The sequence below is a fragment of the Floridaenema flaviceps BLCC-F50 genome, from assembly GCF_041929275.2.
GTDB classification, from domain to species: Bacteria; Cyanobacteriota; Cyanobacteriia; order Cyanobacteriales; family Aerosakkonemataceae; genus Floridanema; species Floridanema flaviceps.
Window position 1 is genome coordinate 1,661,776 of record NZ_JBHFNR020000001.1, and the last position, 19,561, is coordinate 1,681,336.

The window sequence follows — 19,561 nt, forward strand, 5'->3', positions numbered from 1 at the left end:
TTCCCTCCTCCACAGCTTCCCATCCCCAGTCACCTATCAACGAGCGAGTCGCCATAATAACCAACTACCCATAGTTATACCAAATATATTGGGCAACCAAGCGGCAATCTCAGGAGGAAGAATGCCACCTAAGCCAAAAACATCACCTAAAGTCATTAACAAGTAATAGGCAAAAATGATTAAAACGCTAATCCCAAAACCTGTGGCTTTGTTAGTGCGTTGCGGTCGAATTCCTAAAATTGAACCCACTAAACCAAATACTAAACAAGCAAAAGGTAAAGCGATTTTTTGGTGAATCCTTATTTCCAGTTTGCGAATTTTTTTATTGTCGTTACTTAAGCTAATTAACTTCAGTTGTTCTATAGCTTGGGCAATGTTCATTTCCGCATAGTCTCGCCCTTTTCTGGCAAAGTCTAAGGGGGCGCGAGGTAATTGCAATTGTTGATGTTCAAAGCGCATAATGTGCTGATATGAACCATCGGGGGCGACTAAATAAGTTGTGCCATTGTAAAAGTCCCAAGTATTTTGGGCTTGATTCCAAACTGCTGATTCTGATACAACTATGCCGTTAACGCCCGATCGCGACCGCTCCAAAACCGTTAACCCTCTCATTCTTTCCCCGTCAAATTCTTCGGCATAAAACAACCGAGTCATCACCTCTTTCCTTCTGCCATCTGGTTGAGTTACTTGATTATATTCAGGATAAATAATGTTACTTTCTTGGAAATCTTTTTGTTGTCTATTTAAGGCTATTTGTAAGGTTTGCGTCGCTTCATATTTAGCGGCTGGCACGACAAATTCATTCAACCAAAAACAAAATCCCGTTACTACTATGCCCAGACAAACTGCTGGCATTAACAGGCGATAAACATGAATTCCAAAACTGCGTAAAGCAATTAATTCACTATCACTACTCAGACGACTATAAGTAATTAAAGTAGCTAACAGCATTGATGCTGGTAAAGCAAAAGCAATAAAATAAGGTAATTGCAATAAAAAAATCTTCATTGCTATAGCAGGTGCTAATCCAGCATCGCTAATTTTCCGCATTAAATCAAATAATGTACCGATGGTTACTGCTACTGAGGAAAACAGTCCCACACCAAACAAGAAAGGCGGTAATAATTCGGCGATCAAATAACGATCCATCACCGAAATACCCCCGGAAAAATTGAAAAATGCAGACTTAAATTTGGGCATTAGACGGTTGGTAATTGGTAGTTGGTAATTGGTAGTTGGTAATTGGTAGTTGGGAATCGCAGTCCCTAGTCCCCTGGCATCAGGATTTTCCACCACAATTACGAGAAAGCGTTATTTTTGGAAATTTTCTCCTAAATAGTACTGCCTAACTAAGGGATTATTGTAAAGTTCATCGGCGCTGCCAGAAGCTAAAATTTGTCCATCGCGCATAATATAAGCTCGGTCTGTAATAGCTAAAGTTTCTCTGACGTTATGATCTGTAATTAAGATGCCAATTTGCCTTTCGCGCAACTTTTGCACAATCTCTTGAATTTCTGCCACAGCGATCGGATCGACACCCGCAAAAGGTTCATCCAAAAATAAGAAATTTGGCCCTTGTTTACCAGCAGCTAAGGCCCTAGCCAACTCCGTTCTGCGTCTTTCTCCCCCAGAAACTTGAATACCTTTAGTATAAGCAACTTTTTCTAAGCGGAATTCGCGCAACAAAGCTTCTAAACGCGCTTGTCGTTCCCAGCGGGGGACTTGTGTTTGTTGCAAAACTAAGAGAATATTATCTTGGACACTAAGATGGCGGAAAATGCTAGCTTCTTGAGCTAGATATCCAATGCCTAACTTTGCCCTTTGGTGCATGGGTAAATGGGTAACATCGCGATCGTCAAGCCAAACCGTGCCAGAATCGGGACGTTCCAAACCAGTAGCAATATAAAAAGTAGTAGTTTTACCAGCACCATTTGGCCCCAATAAACCCACAACTTCTCCCCGCCCAACGGAAAGATTTACCCGATTAACAATCTGCCGTTTGCCGTAAGACTTATGAATGTTCTGTAAAACAATTTTCACACCGCTTTCTCCGCCCAGTGGCAGCCATATCAAAAAATTGTGTTTGATTCTACCACTGGTTAGCGTCCTCTGGGAGGAGTATTAGGTTGAGGACGGGTAGTAGTTGTAGGAACCTTTGGTGGTGGTGTAGGTTGGGCGGTTAAATTGGGGTCAGAAACCAAGTAAATTGATTCTACCTGACGATTCGCTTGGGGTACAGCGATAAATCGTCCTTCATCAATTAGATAAACCACTTGTTCGCCGCGAATGGTATTACCATTTTGGAGTACGTAAACATTACCCGTGAGGATGATTCGCCGTTCCTTGCTAAAGTACTGGGCTTGGGCAGCTGTAGCTTGAATTTGGCGGGCTGGGTAAAATAACTGTACATTACCCCTAGCGGTAATCACTCCAGTTTTTTGGTCGGCTTCTTGAATATCAGAACGCACAGTCAAGGGGCGACTCTCAGCAGTCGGGGGAGATGTTTGCGCGATCGAGATTTTATTGTTGGTAGTAAGTGCGATCGCACCCATAAACACCGAGGGTAACAGCAAAGTTAACCCAAAACGACACAGATTATTAGGCAATTTAACAACAGGCATCATAATTCAAACAAGCTTAGGAACATTAAGCTGGATGCTGGATAATCATAGCATTTCCTTTTGCTATTACTCAGATAAGAACACTCTTGAGCGGAGCCTGGAGTTTCTCGTTGTTTCTCGTTTTCTCGTTCCCAGGTTCAACCAGGGAACGAGGTTAAAGGAGGTAGAACCTCCATTGCTGCAAGATCTGAGTATTACAGGCTTTCGCTCCAAAACCATCTACTTTCAAGCCAACATAAACATTAACCCCGCTCCCTTTTCCCCGACTTAATTACCCAGCCAAGAGTTCCCGAATTATTAGGAAACTGGGCAAATCCTCATTCAGCAGTAACTTTTTCGATCTGTGGCACCTGCAAAGTAGAATTATTTATTAAATAAGTACCCGTATTTTTAATACTTTGGGCGAACTCCCCCACATTTTCTGCCCCAGATACTTGCAAAGCTGTTAACAATTCCCTACTTTCAGCAATTAATTTTTCCACATTAATTTCAGCATAATCAGGCTGATAGTAACCCAATCTATTAGTGCCTTCGCCCAACAAAATTACCGCCCCACGCCAATTACGATTACTCAGGTGATAAAGACCAACCGCAATTTGTAAAATACCTTGATAAAAAGTTTTTTGTGGCTCTGTTGCATCCATCCACAGAGCCTCCAAAGTATCATGGCAGGTGTAGTAATCTCTCGAATTAAATTGAGCTACACCTTGCCAAAATTCGTCAGGAATGACTTGGGTCATGCCATGCTATCTCGCACCGATATGATTTCTTCTAAAGAAATCTCTTGTTGCTCTCCAGCAAAGTCATTATCTGGAGTTAAGAACAGCATACAATGACATTCTTTGCGTTCGCGCATGGGGACGCAAGGGCAGTTCCAGAAAGTAGCTTTAACTTCTGCTTCCTTATCTTCATAATGACGACAAGGACAAAGCGGCGAACCAAGTTCATCTTTGTGTTTGGCTAGTCCTTCGATGACAACAGCCGTAACAGAAGGGTCAACGCAGAAGAAAGTACCAGTGCGTTTGGCATATTGTTCGGAAAAATGCCGCATTGCTTCTAAGCTATCTTCACTGGATTTAGTTTGGGTTTCAGTTGTAGTGTTCATGCGATCGCAAAATTTACTTTTCAGTCATCAGGACTGTTTGATTTTATCGTAGGGCTTGCACCCAATGAAAATTAGTTACCCATCATCAAGAATTTCTATGGTAACGATTGAGGACTGGGGAGTAGGGACTGGGTACTGGGTACTGGGTACTGGGTACTGGGAAAGCAGGAGAGACTCTTGAGAACTCTTCTTTCCCCTTGTCCCCTTGTCCCCTTGTCCCCTTGTCCCCTTGTCCCCTTGTCCCCTTGTCCCCTTGTCCCCAGTACCCAGTCCCCAATTAATAATTCTTCATAGCCCGTTCCATCTCCCGCTTATCTTGGCGTTTCTTCAAATCTTCCCGCTTATCATGCAGTTTCTTACCTCTACCAAGACCCACAGTAAGTTTAACCAAACCCTTCTTCAGATACATCTTCAAAGGCACCAAAGTTAAACCCTTTTGTTCCACCTTACCAATTAACTTGCGAATCTCCTGCTTATGCAGCAACAGTTTGCGGGTGCGAAGTGGATCGTGGTTGAAATAGGCCCCACTTCCCTGATAAGGGGAAACATGAACATTCAACAGCCAAGCCTCACCATTGCGAATCAAGACATACCCATCTCGCAGGTTACATCTCCCATCGCGAATTGACTTAACCTCCGTTCCTTTTAGCTCAATTCCAGCCTCATAAGTCTCTAGAATCTCATAGAGAAACCGAGCTTGGCGATTATCGCTAACAACTTTTATATTTGCACTTTTCTCATTCATATTTGCCACTTTAGCGCGTCAACCGGACACTGTGGTACTTTCCCCAGCATGAAGTTTGTTTAAGAAAACAGAACCCGACTTGACACTTTCATAGAAAACCGTAACAATAGATACAGAAATAAATCGTTCATCTCTTTAAAGCCTCTGAGTCAATCAGTTCCCAGGGATAAAGAGACGGAAGTAGGGAGCAATCCCGAAGGAACGCGCCTCATTTTCATCACTGCAAAACTATTACTCTTTGAGGCGAAAACCATGAGAAATATCGATAACAACAACCAAAACAGCGATACCGTTGAAAGCAAAGCACGTTCCTTAATGATTAACAAGCAACGAGCCGCAAGAAACCGCCAACAAACGGTATTTAGTCGTTCTGCCGCAGAAATCGGTGTTAACGGCGAAATTTCTCAATAATTCACTATTCTATAGCAGGTAATTCCTGCTTACTGGCAATCTACTTAGTTAGATTGCCAAAGTTTTTCAGCCAGTCGCAGGCTAGTTAAATGATTAGTGCACCTCTGATTGTTAGGGGTGTATTTTTTAAGTTGCACCTGCACCTCAGAAACCCGGTTTCTTCAAGAAACCGGGTTTCTTTATACTGTATGTAAATTTAAAAAATTGCCACTCAGAGAGTTACAATGCGATACGATTTAATCCTACGCCAATGTCGTTTACTCAACAACGAAATCGTTGACATCGGAATTCACAACGGTTTAATTGTTGCCATTTCTCCAGAAATTCAGGAATTAGGACAGTTAGAATTAAACATTCACACTCAACTAGTCAGTCCTCCTTTTGTGGAATCACATATTCATTTAGATTCAGCATTAACAGCGGGTGAACCCAGGTGGAATCAAAGCGGTACTTTGTTTGAAGGAATCGAAATTTGGCGAGAACGGAAACAAAATCTTTCCTTAGAAGATGTGAAAAAAAGAGCGAAAGAAACCTTAAAATTGCAAGCATCTCAAGGAGTATTATTTGTTCGCACTCATGCTGATGTGAGTGAATCTACTTTAACAGCGCTGCAAGCACTTTTAGAAGTCAGAGAAGAAGTCAAAGATTGGATAACAGTGCAAGTAGTAGCATTTCCCCAAGATGGAATTTATGGTAGTCCGAAAAATGCCGAATTAATCGAAGAAGCATTAAAGTTAGGTGCTGATGTAGTTGGGGGAATTCCCCATTACGAATTAACTAGGGAAGATGGGGTTCGTTCAGTAGAGCGAATTTTTGAGTTGGCGCAGCAGTACGATCGCCTAATTGATATACACTGTGATGAAATAGATGACGAGCAATCAAGATTTTTAGAAGTAGTAGCTGCTGAAGCAATTCGTAGTGGTTTAGGTGCGAAAGTAACTGCCAGTCACACTACAGCTTTTGGTTCTTATAATAACGCTTATGCTAATAAGTTAATGGGATTTTTGCAACGGACAGAAATCAATTTTATTGCTAATCCTTTAATTAATATTACTTTGCAAGGTAGAACAGATACTTATCCCAAACGGCGGGGTGTAACGCGAGTCAAAGAATTATGGCAAGCGGGATTAAATGTTAGTTTGGGACATGATTGTGTGCAAGATCCTTGGTATAGTTTGGGAATGGGAAATATGCTAGATGTGGCACACATGGCGGTTCATGTTTGTCAGATGACGGGAATGGCAGAAATTGATGCTTGTTATGATATGGTGACTGTTAATGGAGCGAAAACTTTAAATTTAGCTGAGAATTATGGAATTGCGGTGGGAAAACCAGCTAATTTAATTGTATTAAATGCCGATAGTCGTTATGATGCAATTCGCCAAAGAGCAACTGTTAGTTATGTGATTTCTCAAGGTAAATTGTTGGCATACACAGAAGCACCGAAAACTGAATGGAAGAGAGTTTAATCTTGTCAGGAATTACACTCTTAGGACTTACGCAAACTCTCTATATGTAGGGTGCGTTAACGCCAGTGTAACGCACCATCCCACCATATTTAGAGCCACTGCGTAAGTCCTGACTCTATTGGTAGAGGGAATGGTGCGTTACGCGCTCGCTAACGCGCCCTACATCCTTAGACTCTATTGGTAGAGGGAATGGTGCGTTACGCTGCTCTAACGCACCCTACATCCTTAGACTCTATTGGTAGAGGGAATGGTGCGTTACGCTGCTCTAACGCACCCTACATCCTTAGACTCTATTGGTAGAGGGAATGGTGCGTTACTTACGCAAACTCTCTATATGTAGGGTGCGTTAACGCCAGTGTAACGCACCATCCCACTGCGTAAGTCCTGACTCTATTGGTAGAGGGAATGGTGCGTTACGCGCTCGCTAACGCACCCTACATCCTACATCCTCACGCCACGCTCCTGCCTAATTCTATTTACCGAACCAAAAACAGATATAAGGAATTTGGCAAACTTTCTTAGTAATTTGTTCTAAAGGTTCTTGAATCATTTGTTCCATTTGTCGCATCTGCGCTGGGTCAGGTTGACTAATATAATAAACTCCCGATACTATCAACAAAGAATTGATGCTGGTGCCGATGATGAATGCTATTATTAAAGGAGATATGCCAGGGAATTTGAAAAATCTACGTTGCTGAAGATTGATGGTATTAATAATTTGCTCAGTTGTCTGATTAAGAGAGTTTTTAATTTCTTGTAAGAAGTTTTCAGGAAGGTCTAGAACATTTTCTAAATCTTCTATGGGACAAGAGTAAAAAGTTAATTCTTGAGGAGTAATGGGTAAAGTTTCTGGGTTAACTAATTGATCAAGCGATCGCAAAACCTCAGTTGCACTTTGGTAGCGTTCTTGATAAGAATAGCAGACCATTTTATTTAAAATACTAGCCAGTTCATCGCTGACATAAGCAAACTCTTGCCAGTTAATTTCTTGAGTATTCGGGTCAATTTTTAATTGCGTAGGATGTATTCCTGTTAATGCTTGAATGGCAATCATTCCCAGTGCATAAATATCGCTATTCTGTTGGGGTTGATATGCAAGTTGTTCTGCGGGAATGTACCCTGCTGGTTGAATGTTAACGTTTATTTCTGTTTGATTTGTATTGCTTTTGGGTCGGTAAATTGGTTGAACTGCGCCAAAATCAAGTAAACATATTTTACCGTTGTCAGTACGTTTAATTAAGTTATTTGGCTTAATGTCACAATGAATGATACCTTGAGCATGAATGAAATCTAGGATATCCAAAACTTCTCTTAGTAAATGAATAACTTGGGTTTCTGTCCAATATTTGCTGCGATTTTGATTACTGGTTACTAAATTACTAAGTAGCTCTCCGGCAAAAAGTTCTTGCACTAAGTAAAATCCTTGGTCATCTTCAAAAAAAGCCAGGAGTTCGGGAATTCGATCGTGCTGTCCCAAAGTTTCTAAAGTCTTGGTTTCATACCGGAAAAGCTGGCGGATAAATACTAATAAATGAGGGTAATTTTCTGAGTGTTTTAAATGTCTAATAATTCTTTTTGGAGAACCTGGTAATATAGTATCTTCGGCAATATATGTTCTGCCAAAAGCTCCTGTACTAAGAATTTGAAGTACTTGATAGCGGCTGTCTAGCAAATCACCCAGCATTGGACGAACTGCTTTAATATCTAATAAGACTCTATTCATAGCTAATTAACTACAACTTGACGGTTAAAGGTTTTTAATCAAATTTGGCAAATCGAATAACTACTCTGGTGACAAAGCAAGTTTAATTGCTAATGATTTACTAGATGGCGGCTTCGAGAATAGGCTCCTCTATAATTGTTTTTCAGGATTTCATTGGTTGTTCAGGATGAAATGGGAAAATGTGATTAAGTGTTAACCAAAGAGTAACATAGTTACTGATGTTTAAGTTTACCTAAAAATACAAAACTTCTTAGTTAATGAAATTTTCGGGAAAATTTTTCGGGAAAACTGTTGTAAGTAATACCTCCGGCAGATGCTCAGATTTAAATTTTACTATAAATGTATTTTAAATTGGTGGTGAGTCGTCCTATGAAATTCCCATCATCGATCGTATTCGTTGCTGCATTGGTTCTGGTACTAAGTAGCACGATTATTAACATTCAACAGGGCGTTGCTACAGTACGGGAGAACAGGACTGTAACTGTTAGTAATGTAACTTTGAGTAGTACAAGTAAAGCTAACCCTCCGCCGCTGGGAGAACAGATTCAAAATCTCAACCCAATTGATACTGTTAATACAATTGAAAAGAGTTGGGAGAGTGACTATGAAACATATTTTAAGGCTGACCTTTCGCAATCTTCGCTCTTAGCGCCACAAATATCAGCTACTTTAGGGAGGTTGGCGAGCCAAACAACCAAAAGAACTGCTTTAATTTATGCTCTACCAACGCCAAAAAAACTGGAGTTAGTTTTAGTTTTGCCACAAAGAGCGCCGATTCGCAAGAGTGTACCAGCGGCGACTGAGGAAAATTTGGTTAATACAGCCAAAGAATTAGTGTTGGAAATTACTGATGTTACCAAAGTTGATAGTAGTAGTTATTTACCTGCGGCGAGAAGACTGTACCAGTGGATAATTACTCCTTTAGAAACGGAACTGAAAAATAACGGCATTGATGCGTTAATTTTTTGTATGGGGCCAACTTTACGCAGTCTGCCATTAGCAAGTTTACATGATGGGCAACAGTTTTTGGTTCAGAAGTATAGTATTGGGCTAATTCCGGCTTTTAATATGACTGATTCAAATTATCGCAGTCTGAAAAATTCGCCTGTTTTAGCAATGGGAGCATCACAGTTTAAAGAGTTACCTCCTTTAATAGCGGTTCCTGTAGAATTATCGACGATCGCACCGAATGCGTCTGGACAAGGTAAACATTTTTTAAATCAAGAGTTTACGATCGCCAATTTGCGATCGCAACGCGCCAGCCAACGTTTTGGTATCGTACACTTAGCTACCCACGCTCAATTCAACTCAGGCGCACCAGCCAATTCCTTCATTCAATTTTGGGACAACAGATTAACATTAGATAAAATGCGCCAACTACAGTGGAATAACCCACAAGTAGACTTATTAGTTTTAAGTGCTTGTCGCACCGCAATAGGTAACAAAGATGCAGAAATGGGATTTGCTGGACTAGCAATTCAAAGCGGAACTAAATCAGCATTAGCTAGTTTGTGGAATGTTAGCGACACGGGAACCTTAGCTTTAATGAGTGAATTTTACCGTTACTTGAGAAGCGCACCCACTAGAAGCGAAGCTTTGCGCCTAGCACAAACAGCAATGTTGCGGGGAGAAGTGCGATTAGAAAAAGGAAAATTAATCGGGCCAAATTTAGGCACTGGTGTAAATTTACCACCCTCATTAGTAGCTTTGGGAAATCGCAATTTCAAACATCCCTACTTTTGGTCAGGTTTTACCATGATTGGTAACAATTGGTAGCTCAAGAAAATAAAGGCAGAAAAAGCCCTATACGTGCCTGCTGTAAATTGCGTTACACACAATCATTAATTGTTTTTTGTAACAAAATTGTTAACCTGTGACAAAATTCCCTGCAACGGTTAGGATCTTTCAAGCAAGCTAAATGCCGCAACGCTGCCAAATCTCTTGCGGGGAGAAATTATGAGCAAATATCCGAACTTCTCTAGCCTTGGCTATGAAGTTGTCCAAGAACTAGGAATTAACCGGGAAGCAGGACGTATTACCTATTTGGCTAACGTCCTAAATTCAGAACAACAGGTAGTAATTAAAGAATTCCGGTTTGCCAATTCGGGTGGTGACTGGTCTGGCTTTAAAACTTACCAAAGAGAAATTGAAGTTTTACAACAGCTGCATCATCCCCGCATTCCGCGTTATTTGGACTCTTTTGAAACGCCATCGGGGTTTGGTTTAGTACAAGAGTATAAAAAAGCGCCATCTTTAGCGTCAAGATACAGTTTTAGTTTAGCAGAAATCCAGCAAATTGCGATTTCTGTCTTGGAAATTTTAGTTTATTTGCAACAGCGCACTCCAGCAGTTATCCACCGCGATATTAAACCAGAAAATATTTTGGTGGATGAACAATTAAATGCTTACTTGGTGGATTTTGGTTTAGCCAGAATTCGCGGCGGAGACTTAGCTTTAAGTAGTGTGGTTGGTGGAACGATCGGCTTTATGCCTCCTGAAGAACAGTTTGGTCGTTCTTTAACTACTGCTTCCGACCTTTATAGTTTAGGTGCAACTTTAATTTGTTTGGTTACAGGTACTCGTTCTGTAGAGGTTGGCAAATTAATTGATGACAATTATCGGTTTAATATTCAAAAATTAGTTCCCAAATTAGCACCTAATTTTAGACAATGGTTAATGACAATGGTGGAACCAAATGTGAAGTTTCGCTACTCTGATGCAATGGTGGCTTTAACAGCTTTACAAAAGATTATGCAGCCACCTAGTTATGTAATTCAATGGCGGAATTTACCTGGGAAAATTAAAAGCTCTTTCACCGCACCCGTGATGGGATTAGCTACTTTAGGAACTATCAGCTTTCTTTACGCTAGTTTAGGATATTTTCAACATGAAAGATCGCTGCAAATCGATAATCAGCAATCAATTTCTAGTAGCGAAAATGCGGTGCGGCGCTTGTTTTTTACCAAGAAATGTCCCAGGTGTGATTTGCGGGGGGCTGATTTACGGGGAGCAAATTTAGGCGGTGCAGATTTACGTGAAGCGCAGTTGGAAGGTGCTGATTTAGGTGGTGCTAATTTATGGGGGACGAATTTAGAAAGCGCCAGTATGGAAGGTACTAATTTGCTCGGTGCTAATTTGGGAGATGCTAATTTGGCGGGGGCTAATTTAGCGGGCGCAAATTTGGGAAATGCTAATTTGGAAGGCGCTACTTTAAGGGGTGTTAATTTGCGAAATGCTAAACTTTGGGAAGCTAAATTGTGGGAAGCTAAATTGTGGGATGCTAATTTGGAAAATGCGAATTTGTCAGGGGCTAATTTGCGGGATGCGAATTTAGAAAGTGCGAGTTTGGTGGGTGCGAATTTGCGAAATGCGAAGTTGCAGGATGCTAAACTTTGGGATGCTAATTTGGAAAGGGCGAATTTGGGTGATGCTGATTTGCAGGGTGCTAAGTTGGAAGGTGCTTATTTAAAAGGTGCTGATTTGACAGGTGCTTTTTTGCAAGATGCTAATCTTCGAGGTGCTGATTTGCAAGGTGCTGATTTACGAGGTGCTTATCTGCGAGGTGTGACTATGCCTGATGGTAATAAGCAAGAGTAATTTGGTAGTTGATAGTTGGTGATTGGGGAAAGGAAATGTTTGTGATATTAACGCAAGTTGCTAGTTATTAATTCTTTCGGAGTTCCCTCCGAGATGTTAATAGCTCTTCTTGGGCTGGTGCCCCCCTTACAAAGGGGGGCACAGGGGGGATCAAAAGGGGGGGTTAGTTCGGATCTAACGCTGTGATTACTAGGTTTAGATCCCCCCAACCCCCCTTACTAAGGGGGGCTAAGAAAGAGCCTGATTTGTAACTAGCAAGTTGAGTTATTAAAAGTCCGAATTACCATTTTTTGAGTTAATTAACCACCACCACAACCGCCACAACCACCGCCACAACCACCACCGCCTCCACCTCCATCGCCGCCACAACCGCTTCCATCGCCGCCACAACCGCCGCCATCGCTACTGGTACTGCTACTAGATACGGGAGTAAATACTTGTTTTAAGTCAGCAAACATTTCGTTTGGTAAAATTGTTGTTCCTAAAAGAGCAAATGCTAGGGGAAGTAGAGGATCTGTATGACTGAGGTTTGTTGAGTGGATACGGCTACGAATATCTTGTAAAATTCGATCGCCATACCGACTACGATGTATGGGAGTTACCCAAAATATTATCCCAATAATCGCGACAATAAAACACATTACAATCAAAAAACTAACAGGTTTTCCGCGAGAAATTCCGACAAAAATCTTGGCAATACCTAATCCTAATAGACAAGCGATTAAAATTGCTGGGTATTTTTGGGCTTTTAGGGATTGATTTTGACTCATTAAAAGACTAAGCTGACGTAAGCGATCGCCAATTTTTTCTATTACTATAGTACTGCTGACTAAACTCCGAAATCGAGCAATTTTTCCATCTAAGGCAATAGCTTTGGCAACTTCTTGTTCTACAGGATCGGAGAAGTTTTCTGGTGATTCCTTCAAAGTCAGGGTTCGTTTGTCTGATGTGGTGATATATTCTTTTTGGAATAGAGTTGCGATCGCAGTTCCCCAAATTCCCGATCGCTATCTTAACTTTTTTCAGCGACCTTTTTTTGTTGAATCGGGTAATAATAATCTTGGGTTAGGAGGTAATTTCCTAGTTATTTCTTGATACATTTCTGGTTTATTTCGCCGGATAGCAACTTCTCTAAAATAGTTAATACTCACACTAATAGTCATCCCCAGAATGGAAAATCCTACTAACCTTCCGACAGTACCTCCACCAAATTGAATTGCTATACTCAAAGGATCGAAAAACAAACCACCGATAATTCCACCGATCGCGCCACCAATCAAGCCAAATTTTAGATCCCCAAATGTGTTTTCTTTAATCCCGTAAGCAGTCCCTAGTAAAAGTCCCAAAATACACCAGCCAACTGTACGAGCAAACATGACAACTGTCAAGGAAGGATCGCTGGGAACTGTGAAAGCTGAAAGGATAAAATTGTAAATAATTTGGGCAAAAAAGCCGGAAATAATCCCACTAATTAAACCTAAAATTGCTCCGACTTTCAGACCATAATATAATCTGGTTTTATTTTTGCGGAAAAACCCTTCTGCGCCTCCCAAAACTGTGCCGAAACAGATTCCAAATGCTCCAATTGTTATTATGGTAGCAACCAGGGGATTTGTACTAGCTAAGGCTCGGTTAAAGTTGACAATTTCCACTAGGAAAAATCCGATTAAACTACCAACTAAACCAACTAGAAGCGGCTTTTTGTTATTGGATGAAAAGCCAAATAAATAACGTTTGTAGTTAAATTCATGTCTGCAAGTAGGACAGGTTACTCGGAGTTGTTTCTTCCGCTTGGGAATACGTAACTTTTGCGAGCAGTTTTCACACAAAATGATGGTTTTTACTTCGTTTTCCGCAGATAGGGGGTGATTCATTTTATTTTATATTGCCCTCGAATGCGTTGAGAAGATCTTCTGGCAAAGGAGCATCAAAATCATCTGGAACGGTAAATTCGCCTGCACACAAACCGAATGGTCGTAATTGTTTACTACTGCCAATAGGTCTAAGTTCGGCGATCGCTTTATCCGATTTAACAATCACAACAGTTTCACCAGCCTCTACTTGACTAATATATTTCAAAGGATCGCGTTGTATTTCATCAACAGTGACGTTTAACATAGAAGACTCCGATACTCGAAGGTGTCTATTTTAGCATTAGCGATCGTGCGCTCTCTGACCTATATTGAATCTGGTAGTTAAGCTGTTGCACTATTTTTAAACTTAATTTCTTTTTCCATTAATTCAAAAAATTGCGAAATCTGTTTAGTCGATCGCAGGTGATAAACACTTTTCTTACTTTGTGCTTGCTTAATATACTCACGATATATTGGGGTTAATTTCTGGTGACATAACCAAAGTACGCGGTAGCTAGTCAGCGAACTTCTCAATATTGGACTATTTTTAGGCCAACCTTCTGGCGGTTTAAAGTAACCTGTGATAAATCGTTTAGTTACCCACCAGAAATGCACATATAGCGGTAGATCGATATAAACTAGACTATCTGCTTCGTCCAGTCGTTGCCAGAGAGTTTCCATGCAACCAAATCCGTCAATAATCCAGCGATCGGCATCTAAAATTTGCTGATGGGCACGCTTAAACTCTTCCTGCGAAACCTTCGCGCCCCCTGATTGATATTGCATTTTGTCCAAGACGTGAAGTGGTAAACCAGTGATTTGGGATAATCTCTTGCTGAGAGTGGATTTACCGCCTCCAGTATTACCAAACACCGCTACTTTTTTCATTTGCCACTCTCCTTTTAGTGCTTTTCTGTCACTTCGTAAGGCAGATTTTGGGGAACGAAGCATTATTGTATTATACTTTGTAGCATAAAGTTGACTTGTGTAGCAATCAAACAACCTAAAATATTAACATTCACCCTGCCGAGGAGAGCGGTATACTGCTTGATGAAGCTGTCAAAAAACTATGATTAAATCGTTAATGGAATGCTCTGTTGAGTTAAAGGCAGAAACTCAAAGCCGAAAAGGATAATAAAAATGAAATCTATTAGATTAACTAATCACGCTCAAGAGCAAGCGATTGAAAGGGGTACAAATGAGGCTGAAATTATTGATACCATTATTACAGGTAATCGCCAAAATGCAAAAAATGGTAGATATAAATATCAAGCGACTTTTCAGTATAATAATGATTGGCAGGGTCAGTTCTACTCTCTCAAGAAGGTAGTACCGATTGTTGCTGAGACTGATACTGAGTTGGTTGTTATCACAGTTTATACTTTTTACTTTTGAGGGATTTATGAAAATTAGTTATGATTCTGAAATTGATGCTCTCTACATTAGACTTGTAGAAGGTAAGCATGAGTGCCGCACTTTACAGTTAACGGAAGAAATAGCTTTAAATATTGGTGAAAATGAGTTATTAGTAGGAATAGAAATTTTAGACGCTACAGAAGTTTTAGGTGCAGGAAATGTCCCTAATGTAGTGTTAAAAAATATATCTTTTACTGTAGCTTAAAGAGGGAATGAGAGCGATCTAATTTTAGCAGTCAAGAATTGGTGATAATGCTACGCATCGCTGACGCGATCGCACTAGATTTAAGTTCGATGTAGAGCGATCGCATTTCAATTGCACCCACAAATACCCACAGCACTAATGCAGGAACTAAAACAGAGGTATCAAATAAGACTTTCATAAAGCCTTATGATCCTGAATACGTTCTTCTCTTAACTCATTTATGAAAGAATTAAGATCGAAGCTTTCTGGTAATTCTGCATTTACTACTAAAATTCCTTCTTTTCGATAGATTTTAGTTTTGTTGGATTGATTTGTATTTGTTAATTCTGACTGTTCTTCTAACATTGCAGCTACTTCTTCATCTGTCGGTGCTGGCTGGTCTGTTTTTAACAAACCTCGCATTCTTTTAATCGCAGCTGAACGATCGGATTGAGAAATTGGTGTATCTTGCAAGGATTCAATAATTGCGGTTAGTAGTGCAAGGCGATCGATCGGCGATAGCTTGCAAATTTGCTCTTTCAATTCTTGTAGCAACATAGATGGCTCCGATACTTGAATTTGTTTAGTAATTATCAATTAAAACAAATTTTTATGGAATGAACAACCGACCAACTCCCATGTAGTTTTCAATATCCAATATAATTTCGATTAAACGATCGACACATTGTTCTCGGTAGCTAAATTCGTCAAGACGATCGAGATCTCCAATTGTTACTACAGGAAATGAATTTGCTGTATTCTCTTGGCGGATTACTTGTTCTAGCGAGTCCTTTCCTTTCATATTTCGATTAGCTGTGAGAATCATCATTTGGTTTGCTTGAGCATAATTCCAGACTACTCGATCGGTACTATCCATCGATAAACCAGCTTCTTTAAAAGTAACAAATTGAATAGGAATTAATTCCAGCCAACCAAGTTTTGCCAAAATTCCCAAAAAAACAACCGCATAACCATCAAGATTGTAATCAACTAAGAAAATCATGGTTGTTCTGAGGCACGTTTTACTTTTTGTTCCTCAAGTTTTGCCCACAAAGCCTCTTTACCAGGTTTACGTGGCATACTATAAATTTGAGTGAAATGTTCTCGATTACGATCTTCCCAATATTGGCGAATTTCTTCTCTATTTGCTAAAACTTCTTGATACTCTGCTTCTACTCGATCGTGATTGATTTTTAGGTAAGACAAAGCACTATTGATTTGCTCATTGGTCAGGTTGAACTTATCACGAATTAGTCTAGGTGGATAGTCAGCTTTTAACAAATCCATTACATCGTAAAGCGTGATTCGCGTACCTGCGATCGTCAATCCTCGCTCTGTCCGAATAATGCTTGAATTGTGATTAGGTGCGATCGTCATATCCATAGTTTACTAGTTTTCTTTTCTATCATACCAATTACATCAAAAAAGCTAAAATATGAACCAAAGCCAAGGAGATAGAAATGCAAGTTAAAGATATGACAGTTGAACAACTCACTGACTTGATTCGGCATATTGTCGAACAATGTCTGGATGAATATTTTGGAGATCCTGACAAGGGAAAGGAAATTAAAGAAGAAGTCAGGCAACAATTACTTGAGCAAATGAAGCGACAAGAAGCGGGAGAACGTGGAATTCCACTTGAGGAAGTTGTTAAACAATTAGGTTTAGATCGGTAATGACTAATCTGTTGAATTAAAGGAAGAAGCGCCAACTATTCTCTATCTTGTGTCCCTAGATTCTCACTAAAAAAACTTTTCTACTCGTCGTTCTTCTAATATTGTAGCTACTTCTTCATCCGTCGGTGCTGGCTGGTCTGTTTTTAACAAACCACGCATTCTTTTAATTGCAGCTGAACGATCGGATTGAGAAATTGATGTTTCTTGCAGGGACTCAATAATTGCGGTTAGTAGTGCAAGGCGATCGATCGGCGATCGCTTATAGATTTGCTCTTTCAATTCTTGTAGCAACATAGATGGCTCCTATAATCGAATGGGTCTATTTCAGATATTTATGGAGAGAGTGTTGTCTTGACAAATGCAGTAAACTATAATTTATCAATAAAAGGTAATTAAAGGGATTTACCGCATGGGTATTGAGGTGTTTTTCTCCTATTCCCATAGAGATGAAGCTTTAAGGGATGAGCTAGCTAAGCATCTCAGTATAATGAGGCGACAGGGAATTATCGATGCTTGGTACGACCGTGCAATTAGTGCAGGTAGTGAGTGGGCAGGCGAGATCGATGCTCACCTGAATTCTGCTCAGATTATTCTGTTGTTGATCAGTGCGGATTTTCTGGCTTCAGATTATTGCTATGACATTGAACTCAAGCGAGCAATGGAGCGTCATGAAGCTGGAGAAGCTTGCGTGATTCCTATTATACTAAAGCCTGTGGATTGGCACGGAGCCTCTTTTGGCAAACTCCAGGCACTTCCTAAGAATGCCCAACCGATTACTACTTGGTCTGATAGGGATGAAGCGTTTTTGAATGTAGCTCAAGGAATTCGTAAAGTAGTTGCTGCGATCGCTTCAGGAAACCCAACAGTTCAACCTGTTGCTCAGGATGCCGTTGCCTCGATTACCTCTAATGCTTTACCTGCAACTCCAAGTGTGGCGACTAATATTAGTAACATGACAGACCGACAACGCCGTCGATTAGAACAGGAGCGGGACGGATTGTTACAACAGTTCAAGTTGTTGGAGGAAAAGTTGAGCCAACTACGCGATGCAGTTGCGATTGAAACCGACGTTGCCCATCGCTTCAAACTGACAAAGCAGGTGGAACAAACTGAAGCTGAAATGGAGCAACTTGATCAGAAACTTGAAGCGTTAGAGAATAAACTTCAAGCATAATAACCTGTGTCAGTGGTACTCATTCTCAAGTTAAGGTAGAGCGAAATGTCATCAATTCAGAATCTACAAAATAAACTTCAAGCTTGCCAAGCACAATACGACCGCACACTTGAGAAGTTAAAAGCTCTACGGAACCAAATTGGTTTTGAATCGGATGTCAGCAATCGCTTCAAACTTCAACACGAAATTGAGCAAGTTGAAGCTGATCTAGATCAGTTAGATCGACAGGTTAAAAAGCTAGAGCAGAAAATTCAAGACATTACCTCTGGTGTTGCCTCGTTGAGTGATGTTCTAAAAGAGGAAGGATTAGAAGCTCCTGATCAGCCTAACCCTTGGACGCGGCGACGGGTCATCACCTTTGCTGGGTTAGGAGGAGTAGGTATTGCGGCTGTCACTGTCTATGGAGCTTTAAAGAATCAAGGGGGTTCATCTTCTGCTCCTCCAATTGATAATAAATCTCCTAATCAGGTAAACAACACATTAGACAGTCGCTTTAGTGGGAACTGGTCAACTGAAGGGGAGGTTACAGGCTCCCATAGTATGGATTTAGAAGGAATCACAGTAGAGAATGGGGAGTTAAACGGTACACTTAAATCTACTCAATTTAGTACGGATAGTAAGGGTAGAAAAGAAGCAGTTGTGGGTACATCTGGACTCCTGAGTGTAGTTGGTAGAGGACAAGGCGAGGCTGCCAAAGTTACACTTTACGACACTTACGGTCGGGCAATTGCTGAGGGTGAATTAAAACTTGAGAACGACAATTTAGTTTGGCGATTAATTAGAGGCAGCAATGACCTTCCGAATATTGCTTATCTCTCCAAAAAGTAGATCAGAAGAGCTATTGCTTCTCATTGGTTCTAATAATTAAAGATGGTTGACTTTCTCTAACGAAGTGTACAACATCTGAATAAGTATAAACATGACCGTTAATTAGATGCCATCTCCGAGTTCTGTATAGTTGATCGTAAAATCGCTGAATTTGCGATCGGATGAAGATGTGGATAAAGTTATTGAGTTCAGCGGGTTTAGATCGGTAATGGAATACTACAAATCCTGAGTTAAAATGAAATCTAGACTTATAGCAAAACAAATTTTCCTCTATGAACGCTTTGCCAGAAATTGAAGCAGCTATTAAACAACTTCCAGAAAATGATGTTCGCCAATTAGCTGGGTGGATTCAAAACTATTTAAATGAAAAGTGGGATAGACAAATGGAAGAGGATTTGGCAGCAGGTAAATTAGATGCTCTGATTGCGAAAGCAGAAGCAGATATAGCAGCAAATAACGTGAGGGATCTTGATGAAATCCTTGACAACTTCTGATTTTTGGAAAGCTTATGCAGCCTTATCTCCCGAAATGAAACAGCAAGCTCGAAAAGTCTATCAGCTTTGGAAACAGAACCAATTTTATCCATCTTTGCACTTCAAAAAGGTGGGCAAAAACTTATGGTCGGTTCGGATTACCGAAGACTACCGCGCATTGGCTTTAAAAAAAGGGGACGATTATTACTGGCTGTGGATTGGCTCTCACGATGAATATGATGCTTTTCTGAATTGATGCACTCCACCCAAAAATCCCGACAGCGTT

At 40.5% G+C, this 19,561-nt stretch carries 26 protein-coding genes, 1 pseudogene and 1 riboswitch; of the genes and pseudogenes, 11 read left to right on the plus strand and 16 right to left on the minus strand.

The features are described 5' to 3' along the window. Nucleotides 1-36 precede the first annotated feature (36 nt). The 6 genes from ACE1CI_RS07815 to smpB form a co-directional block, all read right to left on the minus strand. On the minus strand, nt 37-1,296 hold the full coding sequence (locus ACE1CI_RS07815) for an LptF/LptG family permease (RefSeq protein WP_459564148.1): 1,260 nt from the start codon (nt 1,294-1,296) through the stop codon (nt 37-39). A 15-nt stretch (nt 1,297-1,311) separates the two neighbouring features. After that, complete coding sequence (gene lptB, locus ACE1CI_RS07820) at nt 1,312-2,040, minus strand: LPS export ABC transporter ATP-binding protein (protein ID WP_413267497.1); 729 nt, start codon at nt 2,038-2,040, stop codon at nt 1,312-1,314. 59 nt (nt 2,041-2,099) lie between these two features. Then, complete coding sequence (locus ACE1CI_RS07825) at nt 2,100-2,624, minus strand: LptA/OstA family protein (RefSeq protein WP_413267496.1); 525 nt, start codon at nt 2,622-2,624, stop codon at nt 2,100-2,102. 314 nt (nt 2,625-2,938) lie between these two features. Next, nucleotides 2,939-3,361, minus strand: coding sequence for a DUF309 domain-containing protein (locus ACE1CI_RS07830; RefSeq protein WP_413267495.1), 423 nt, complete (start codon nt 3,359-3,361; stop codon nt 2,939-2,941). Then, nucleotides 3,358-3,726: a ferredoxin thioredoxin reductase catalytic beta subunit gene (locus ACE1CI_RS07835; RefSeq protein WP_413267494.1), complete on the minus strand. Its 369-nt coding sequence runs from the start codon at nt 3,724-3,726 to the stop codon at nt 3,358-3,360. The genes ACE1CI_RS07830 and ACE1CI_RS07835 overlap by 4 nt, the downstream gene beginning before the upstream one ends. A 277-nt stretch (nt 3,727-4,003) precedes the next feature. Beyond that, complete coding sequence (smpB, locus tag ACE1CI_RS07840; protein WP_413267493.1) at nt 4,004-4,471, minus strand: SsrA-binding protein SmpB; 468 nt, start codon at nt 4,469-4,471, stop codon at nt 4,004-4,006. 122 nt (nt 4,472-4,593) lie between these two features. After that, nucleotides 4,594-4,679, plus strand: a riboswitch (Glutamine riboswitch). A gap of 44 nt (nt 4,680-4,723) precedes the next feature. Here smpB and ACE1CI_RS07845 point away from each other — a divergent pair. After that, on the plus strand, nt 4,724-4,882 hold the full coding sequence (locus ACE1CI_RS07845) for a hypothetical protein (protein ID WP_413267492.1): 159 nt from the start codon (nt 4,724-4,726) through the stop codon (nt 4,880-4,882). Between the two features lie 224 nt (nt 4,883-5,106). Then, nucleotides 5,107-6,351, plus strand: coding sequence for a cytosine deaminase (gene codA, locus ACE1CI_RS07850; RefSeq protein WP_413267491.1), 1,245 nt, complete (start codon nt 5,107-5,109; stop codon nt 6,349-6,351). Nucleotides 6,352-6,823: 472 nt separating this feature from the next. On the opposite strand, the gene ACE1CI_RS07855 is transcribed toward codA, so the two are convergent. Continuing rightward, the gene (locus ACE1CI_RS07855) at nt 6,824-8,074 is read right to left on the minus strand and encodes a protein kinase domain-containing protein (RefSeq protein WP_413267490.1); all 1,251 of its coding nucleotides are present in this window, start codon (nt 8,072-8,074) and stop codon (nt 6,824-6,826) included. 369 nt (nt 8,075-8,443) lie between these two features. Here ACE1CI_RS07855 and ACE1CI_RS07860 point away from each other — a divergent pair, with 369 nt between their 5' ends. Both ACE1CI_RS07860 and ACE1CI_RS07865 read left to right on the plus strand, forming a co-directional pair. Continuing rightward, a complete protein-coding gene (locus ACE1CI_RS07860; protein WP_413267489.1) occupies nt 8,444-9,850 on the plus strand; it encodes a CHAT domain-containing protein in 1,407 nt (468 codons plus the stop codon). A gap of 180 nt (nt 9,851-10,030) precedes the next feature. Then, on the plus strand, nt 10,031-11,671 hold the full coding sequence (locus ACE1CI_RS07865) for a pentapeptide repeat-containing protein (protein WP_413267488.1): 1,641 nt from the start codon (nt 10,031-10,033) through the stop codon (nt 11,669-11,671). Nucleotides 11,672-11,970: 299 nt separating this feature from the next. Here ACE1CI_RS07865 and ACE1CI_RS07870 read toward each other — a convergent pair whose 3' ends face one another. The 4 genes from ACE1CI_RS07870 to ACE1CI_RS07885 all read right to left on the minus strand — a co-directional run bounded on the left by ACE1CI_RS07870 (nt 11,971) and on the right by ACE1CI_RS07885 (nt 14,412). Next, nucleotides 11,971-12,669 carry a TIGR04222 domain-containing membrane protein gene (locus tag ACE1CI_RS07870; RefSeq protein WP_496615602.1) on the minus strand — a complete coding sequence of 233 codons (699 nt, stop codon included), beginning with the start codon at nt 12,667-12,669 and terminating at the stop codon, nt 11,971-11,973. A gap of 24 nt (nt 12,670-12,693) precedes the next feature. Then, nucleotides 12,694-13,545: a zinc ribbon domain-containing protein gene (locus ACE1CI_RS07875; RefSeq protein ID WP_413267487.1), complete on the minus strand. Its 852-nt coding sequence runs from the start codon at nt 13,543-13,545 to the stop codon at nt 12,694-12,696. Nucleotide 13,546: 1 nt separating this feature from the next. After that, a complete protein-coding gene (locus ACE1CI_RS07880; RefSeq protein ID WP_413267486.1) occupies nt 13,547-13,789 on the minus strand; it encodes a type II toxin-antitoxin system Phd/YefM family antitoxin in 243 nt (80 codons plus the stop codon). Nucleotides 13,790-13,866: 77 nt separating this feature from the next. After that, a complete protein-coding gene (locus tag ACE1CI_RS07885; RefSeq protein WP_413267485.1) occupies nt 13,867-14,412 on the minus strand; it encodes an isopentenyl transferase family protein in 546 nt (181 codons plus the stop codon). Between the two features lie 252 nt (nt 14,413-14,664). On the opposite strand from ACE1CI_RS07885, the gene ACE1CI_RS07890 reads away from it, so the two are divergent. Beyond that, on the plus strand, nt 14,665-14,919 hold the full coding sequence (locus ACE1CI_RS07890) for a DUF4258 domain-containing protein (protein ID WP_073596871.1): 255 nt from the start codon (nt 14,665-14,667) through the stop codon (nt 14,917-14,919). A gap of 7 nt (nt 14,920-14,926) precedes the next feature. Continuing rightward, on the plus strand, nt 14,927-15,145 hold the full coding sequence (locus ACE1CI_RS07895) for a DUF2283 domain-containing protein (RefSeq protein WP_413267484.1): 219 nt from the start codon (nt 14,927-14,929) through the stop codon (nt 15,143-15,145). 31 nt (nt 15,146-15,176) lie between these two features. On the opposite strand, the gene ACE1CI_RS07900 is transcribed toward ACE1CI_RS07895, so the two are convergent. The 4 genes and pseudogenes from ACE1CI_RS07900 to ACE1CI_RS07915 all read right to left on the minus strand — a co-directional run bounded on the left by ACE1CI_RS07900 (nt 15,177) and on the right by ACE1CI_RS07915 (nt 16,501). Continuing rightward, nucleotides 15,177-15,323 carry a hypothetical protein gene (locus ACE1CI_RS07900; protein ID WP_413267483.1) on the minus strand — a complete coding sequence of 49 codons (147 nt, stop codon included), beginning with the start codon at nt 15,321-15,323 and terminating at the stop codon, nt 15,177-15,179. Between the two features lie 152 nt (nt 15,324-15,475). Continuing rightward, nucleotides 15,476-15,682, minus strand: a pseudogene (locus ACE1CI_RS07905) (hypothetical protein); the annotation flags it as partial. Between the two features lie 52 nt (nt 15,683-15,734). Further along, complete coding sequence (locus tag ACE1CI_RS07910) at nt 15,735-16,127, minus strand: DUF5615 family PIN-like protein (protein WP_413267482.1); 393 nt, start codon at nt 16,125-16,127, stop codon at nt 15,735-15,737. Further along, the gene (locus tag ACE1CI_RS07915; RefSeq protein ID WP_413267481.1) at nt 16,124-16,501 is read right to left on the minus strand and encodes a DUF433 domain-containing protein; all 378 of its coding nucleotides are present in this window, start codon (nt 16,499-16,501) and stop codon (nt 16,124-16,126) included. The genes ACE1CI_RS07910 and ACE1CI_RS07915 overlap by 4 nt, the downstream gene beginning before the upstream one ends. An 83-nt stretch (nt 16,502-16,584) precedes the next feature. Here ACE1CI_RS07915 and ACE1CI_RS07920 point away from each other — a divergent pair, with 83 nt between their 5' ends. Then, nucleotides 16,585-16,800, plus strand: a complete 216-nt coding sequence (locus tag ACE1CI_RS07920; protein WP_413267480.1) for a hypothetical protein — start codon at nt 16,585-16,587, stop codon at nt 16,798-16,800. Between the two features lie 66 nt (nt 16,801-16,866). Here the strand turns inward: ACE1CI_RS07920 and ACE1CI_RS07925 are convergent, their stop codons facing one another. Further along, nucleotides 16,867-17,094: a hypothetical protein gene (locus tag ACE1CI_RS07925; RefSeq protein ID WP_413267479.1), complete on the minus strand. Its 228-nt coding sequence runs from the start codon at nt 17,092-17,094 to the stop codon at nt 16,867-16,869. Nucleotides 17,095-17,209: 115 nt separating this feature from the next. Here ACE1CI_RS07925 and ACE1CI_RS07930 point away from each other — a divergent pair, with 115 nt between their 5' ends. The 4 genes from ACE1CI_RS07930 (at nt 17,210) to ACE1CI_RS07945 (ending at nt 19,531) form a co-directional block, all read left to right on the plus strand. After that, nucleotides 17,210-17,974, plus strand: coding sequence for a toll/interleukin-1 receptor domain-containing protein (locus tag ACE1CI_RS07930; protein ID WP_413267478.1), 765 nt, complete (start codon nt 17,210-17,212; stop codon nt 17,972-17,974). Between the two features lie 45 nt (nt 17,975-18,019). Further along, nucleotides 18,020-18,802, plus strand: coding sequence for a hypothetical protein (locus ACE1CI_RS07935; RefSeq protein WP_413267477.1), 783 nt, complete (start codon nt 18,020-18,022; stop codon nt 18,800-18,802). 272 nt (nt 18,803-19,074) lie between these two features. Continuing rightward, the gene (locus tag ACE1CI_RS07940; protein ID WP_413267476.1) at nt 19,075-19,296 is read left to right on the plus strand and encodes a hypothetical protein; all 222 of its coding nucleotides are present in this window, start codon (nt 19,075-19,077) and stop codon (nt 19,294-19,296) included. Further along, nucleotides 19,274-19,531 (plus strand): ParE family toxin-like protein, encoded by a 258-nt coding sequence (locus ACE1CI_RS07945; RefSeq protein WP_413259033.1) that lies wholly within the window; start codon nt 19,274-19,276, stop codon nt 19,529-19,531. The genes ACE1CI_RS07940 and ACE1CI_RS07945 overlap by 23 nt, the downstream gene beginning before the upstream one ends. Nucleotides 19,532-19,561 lie beyond the last annotated feature (30 nt).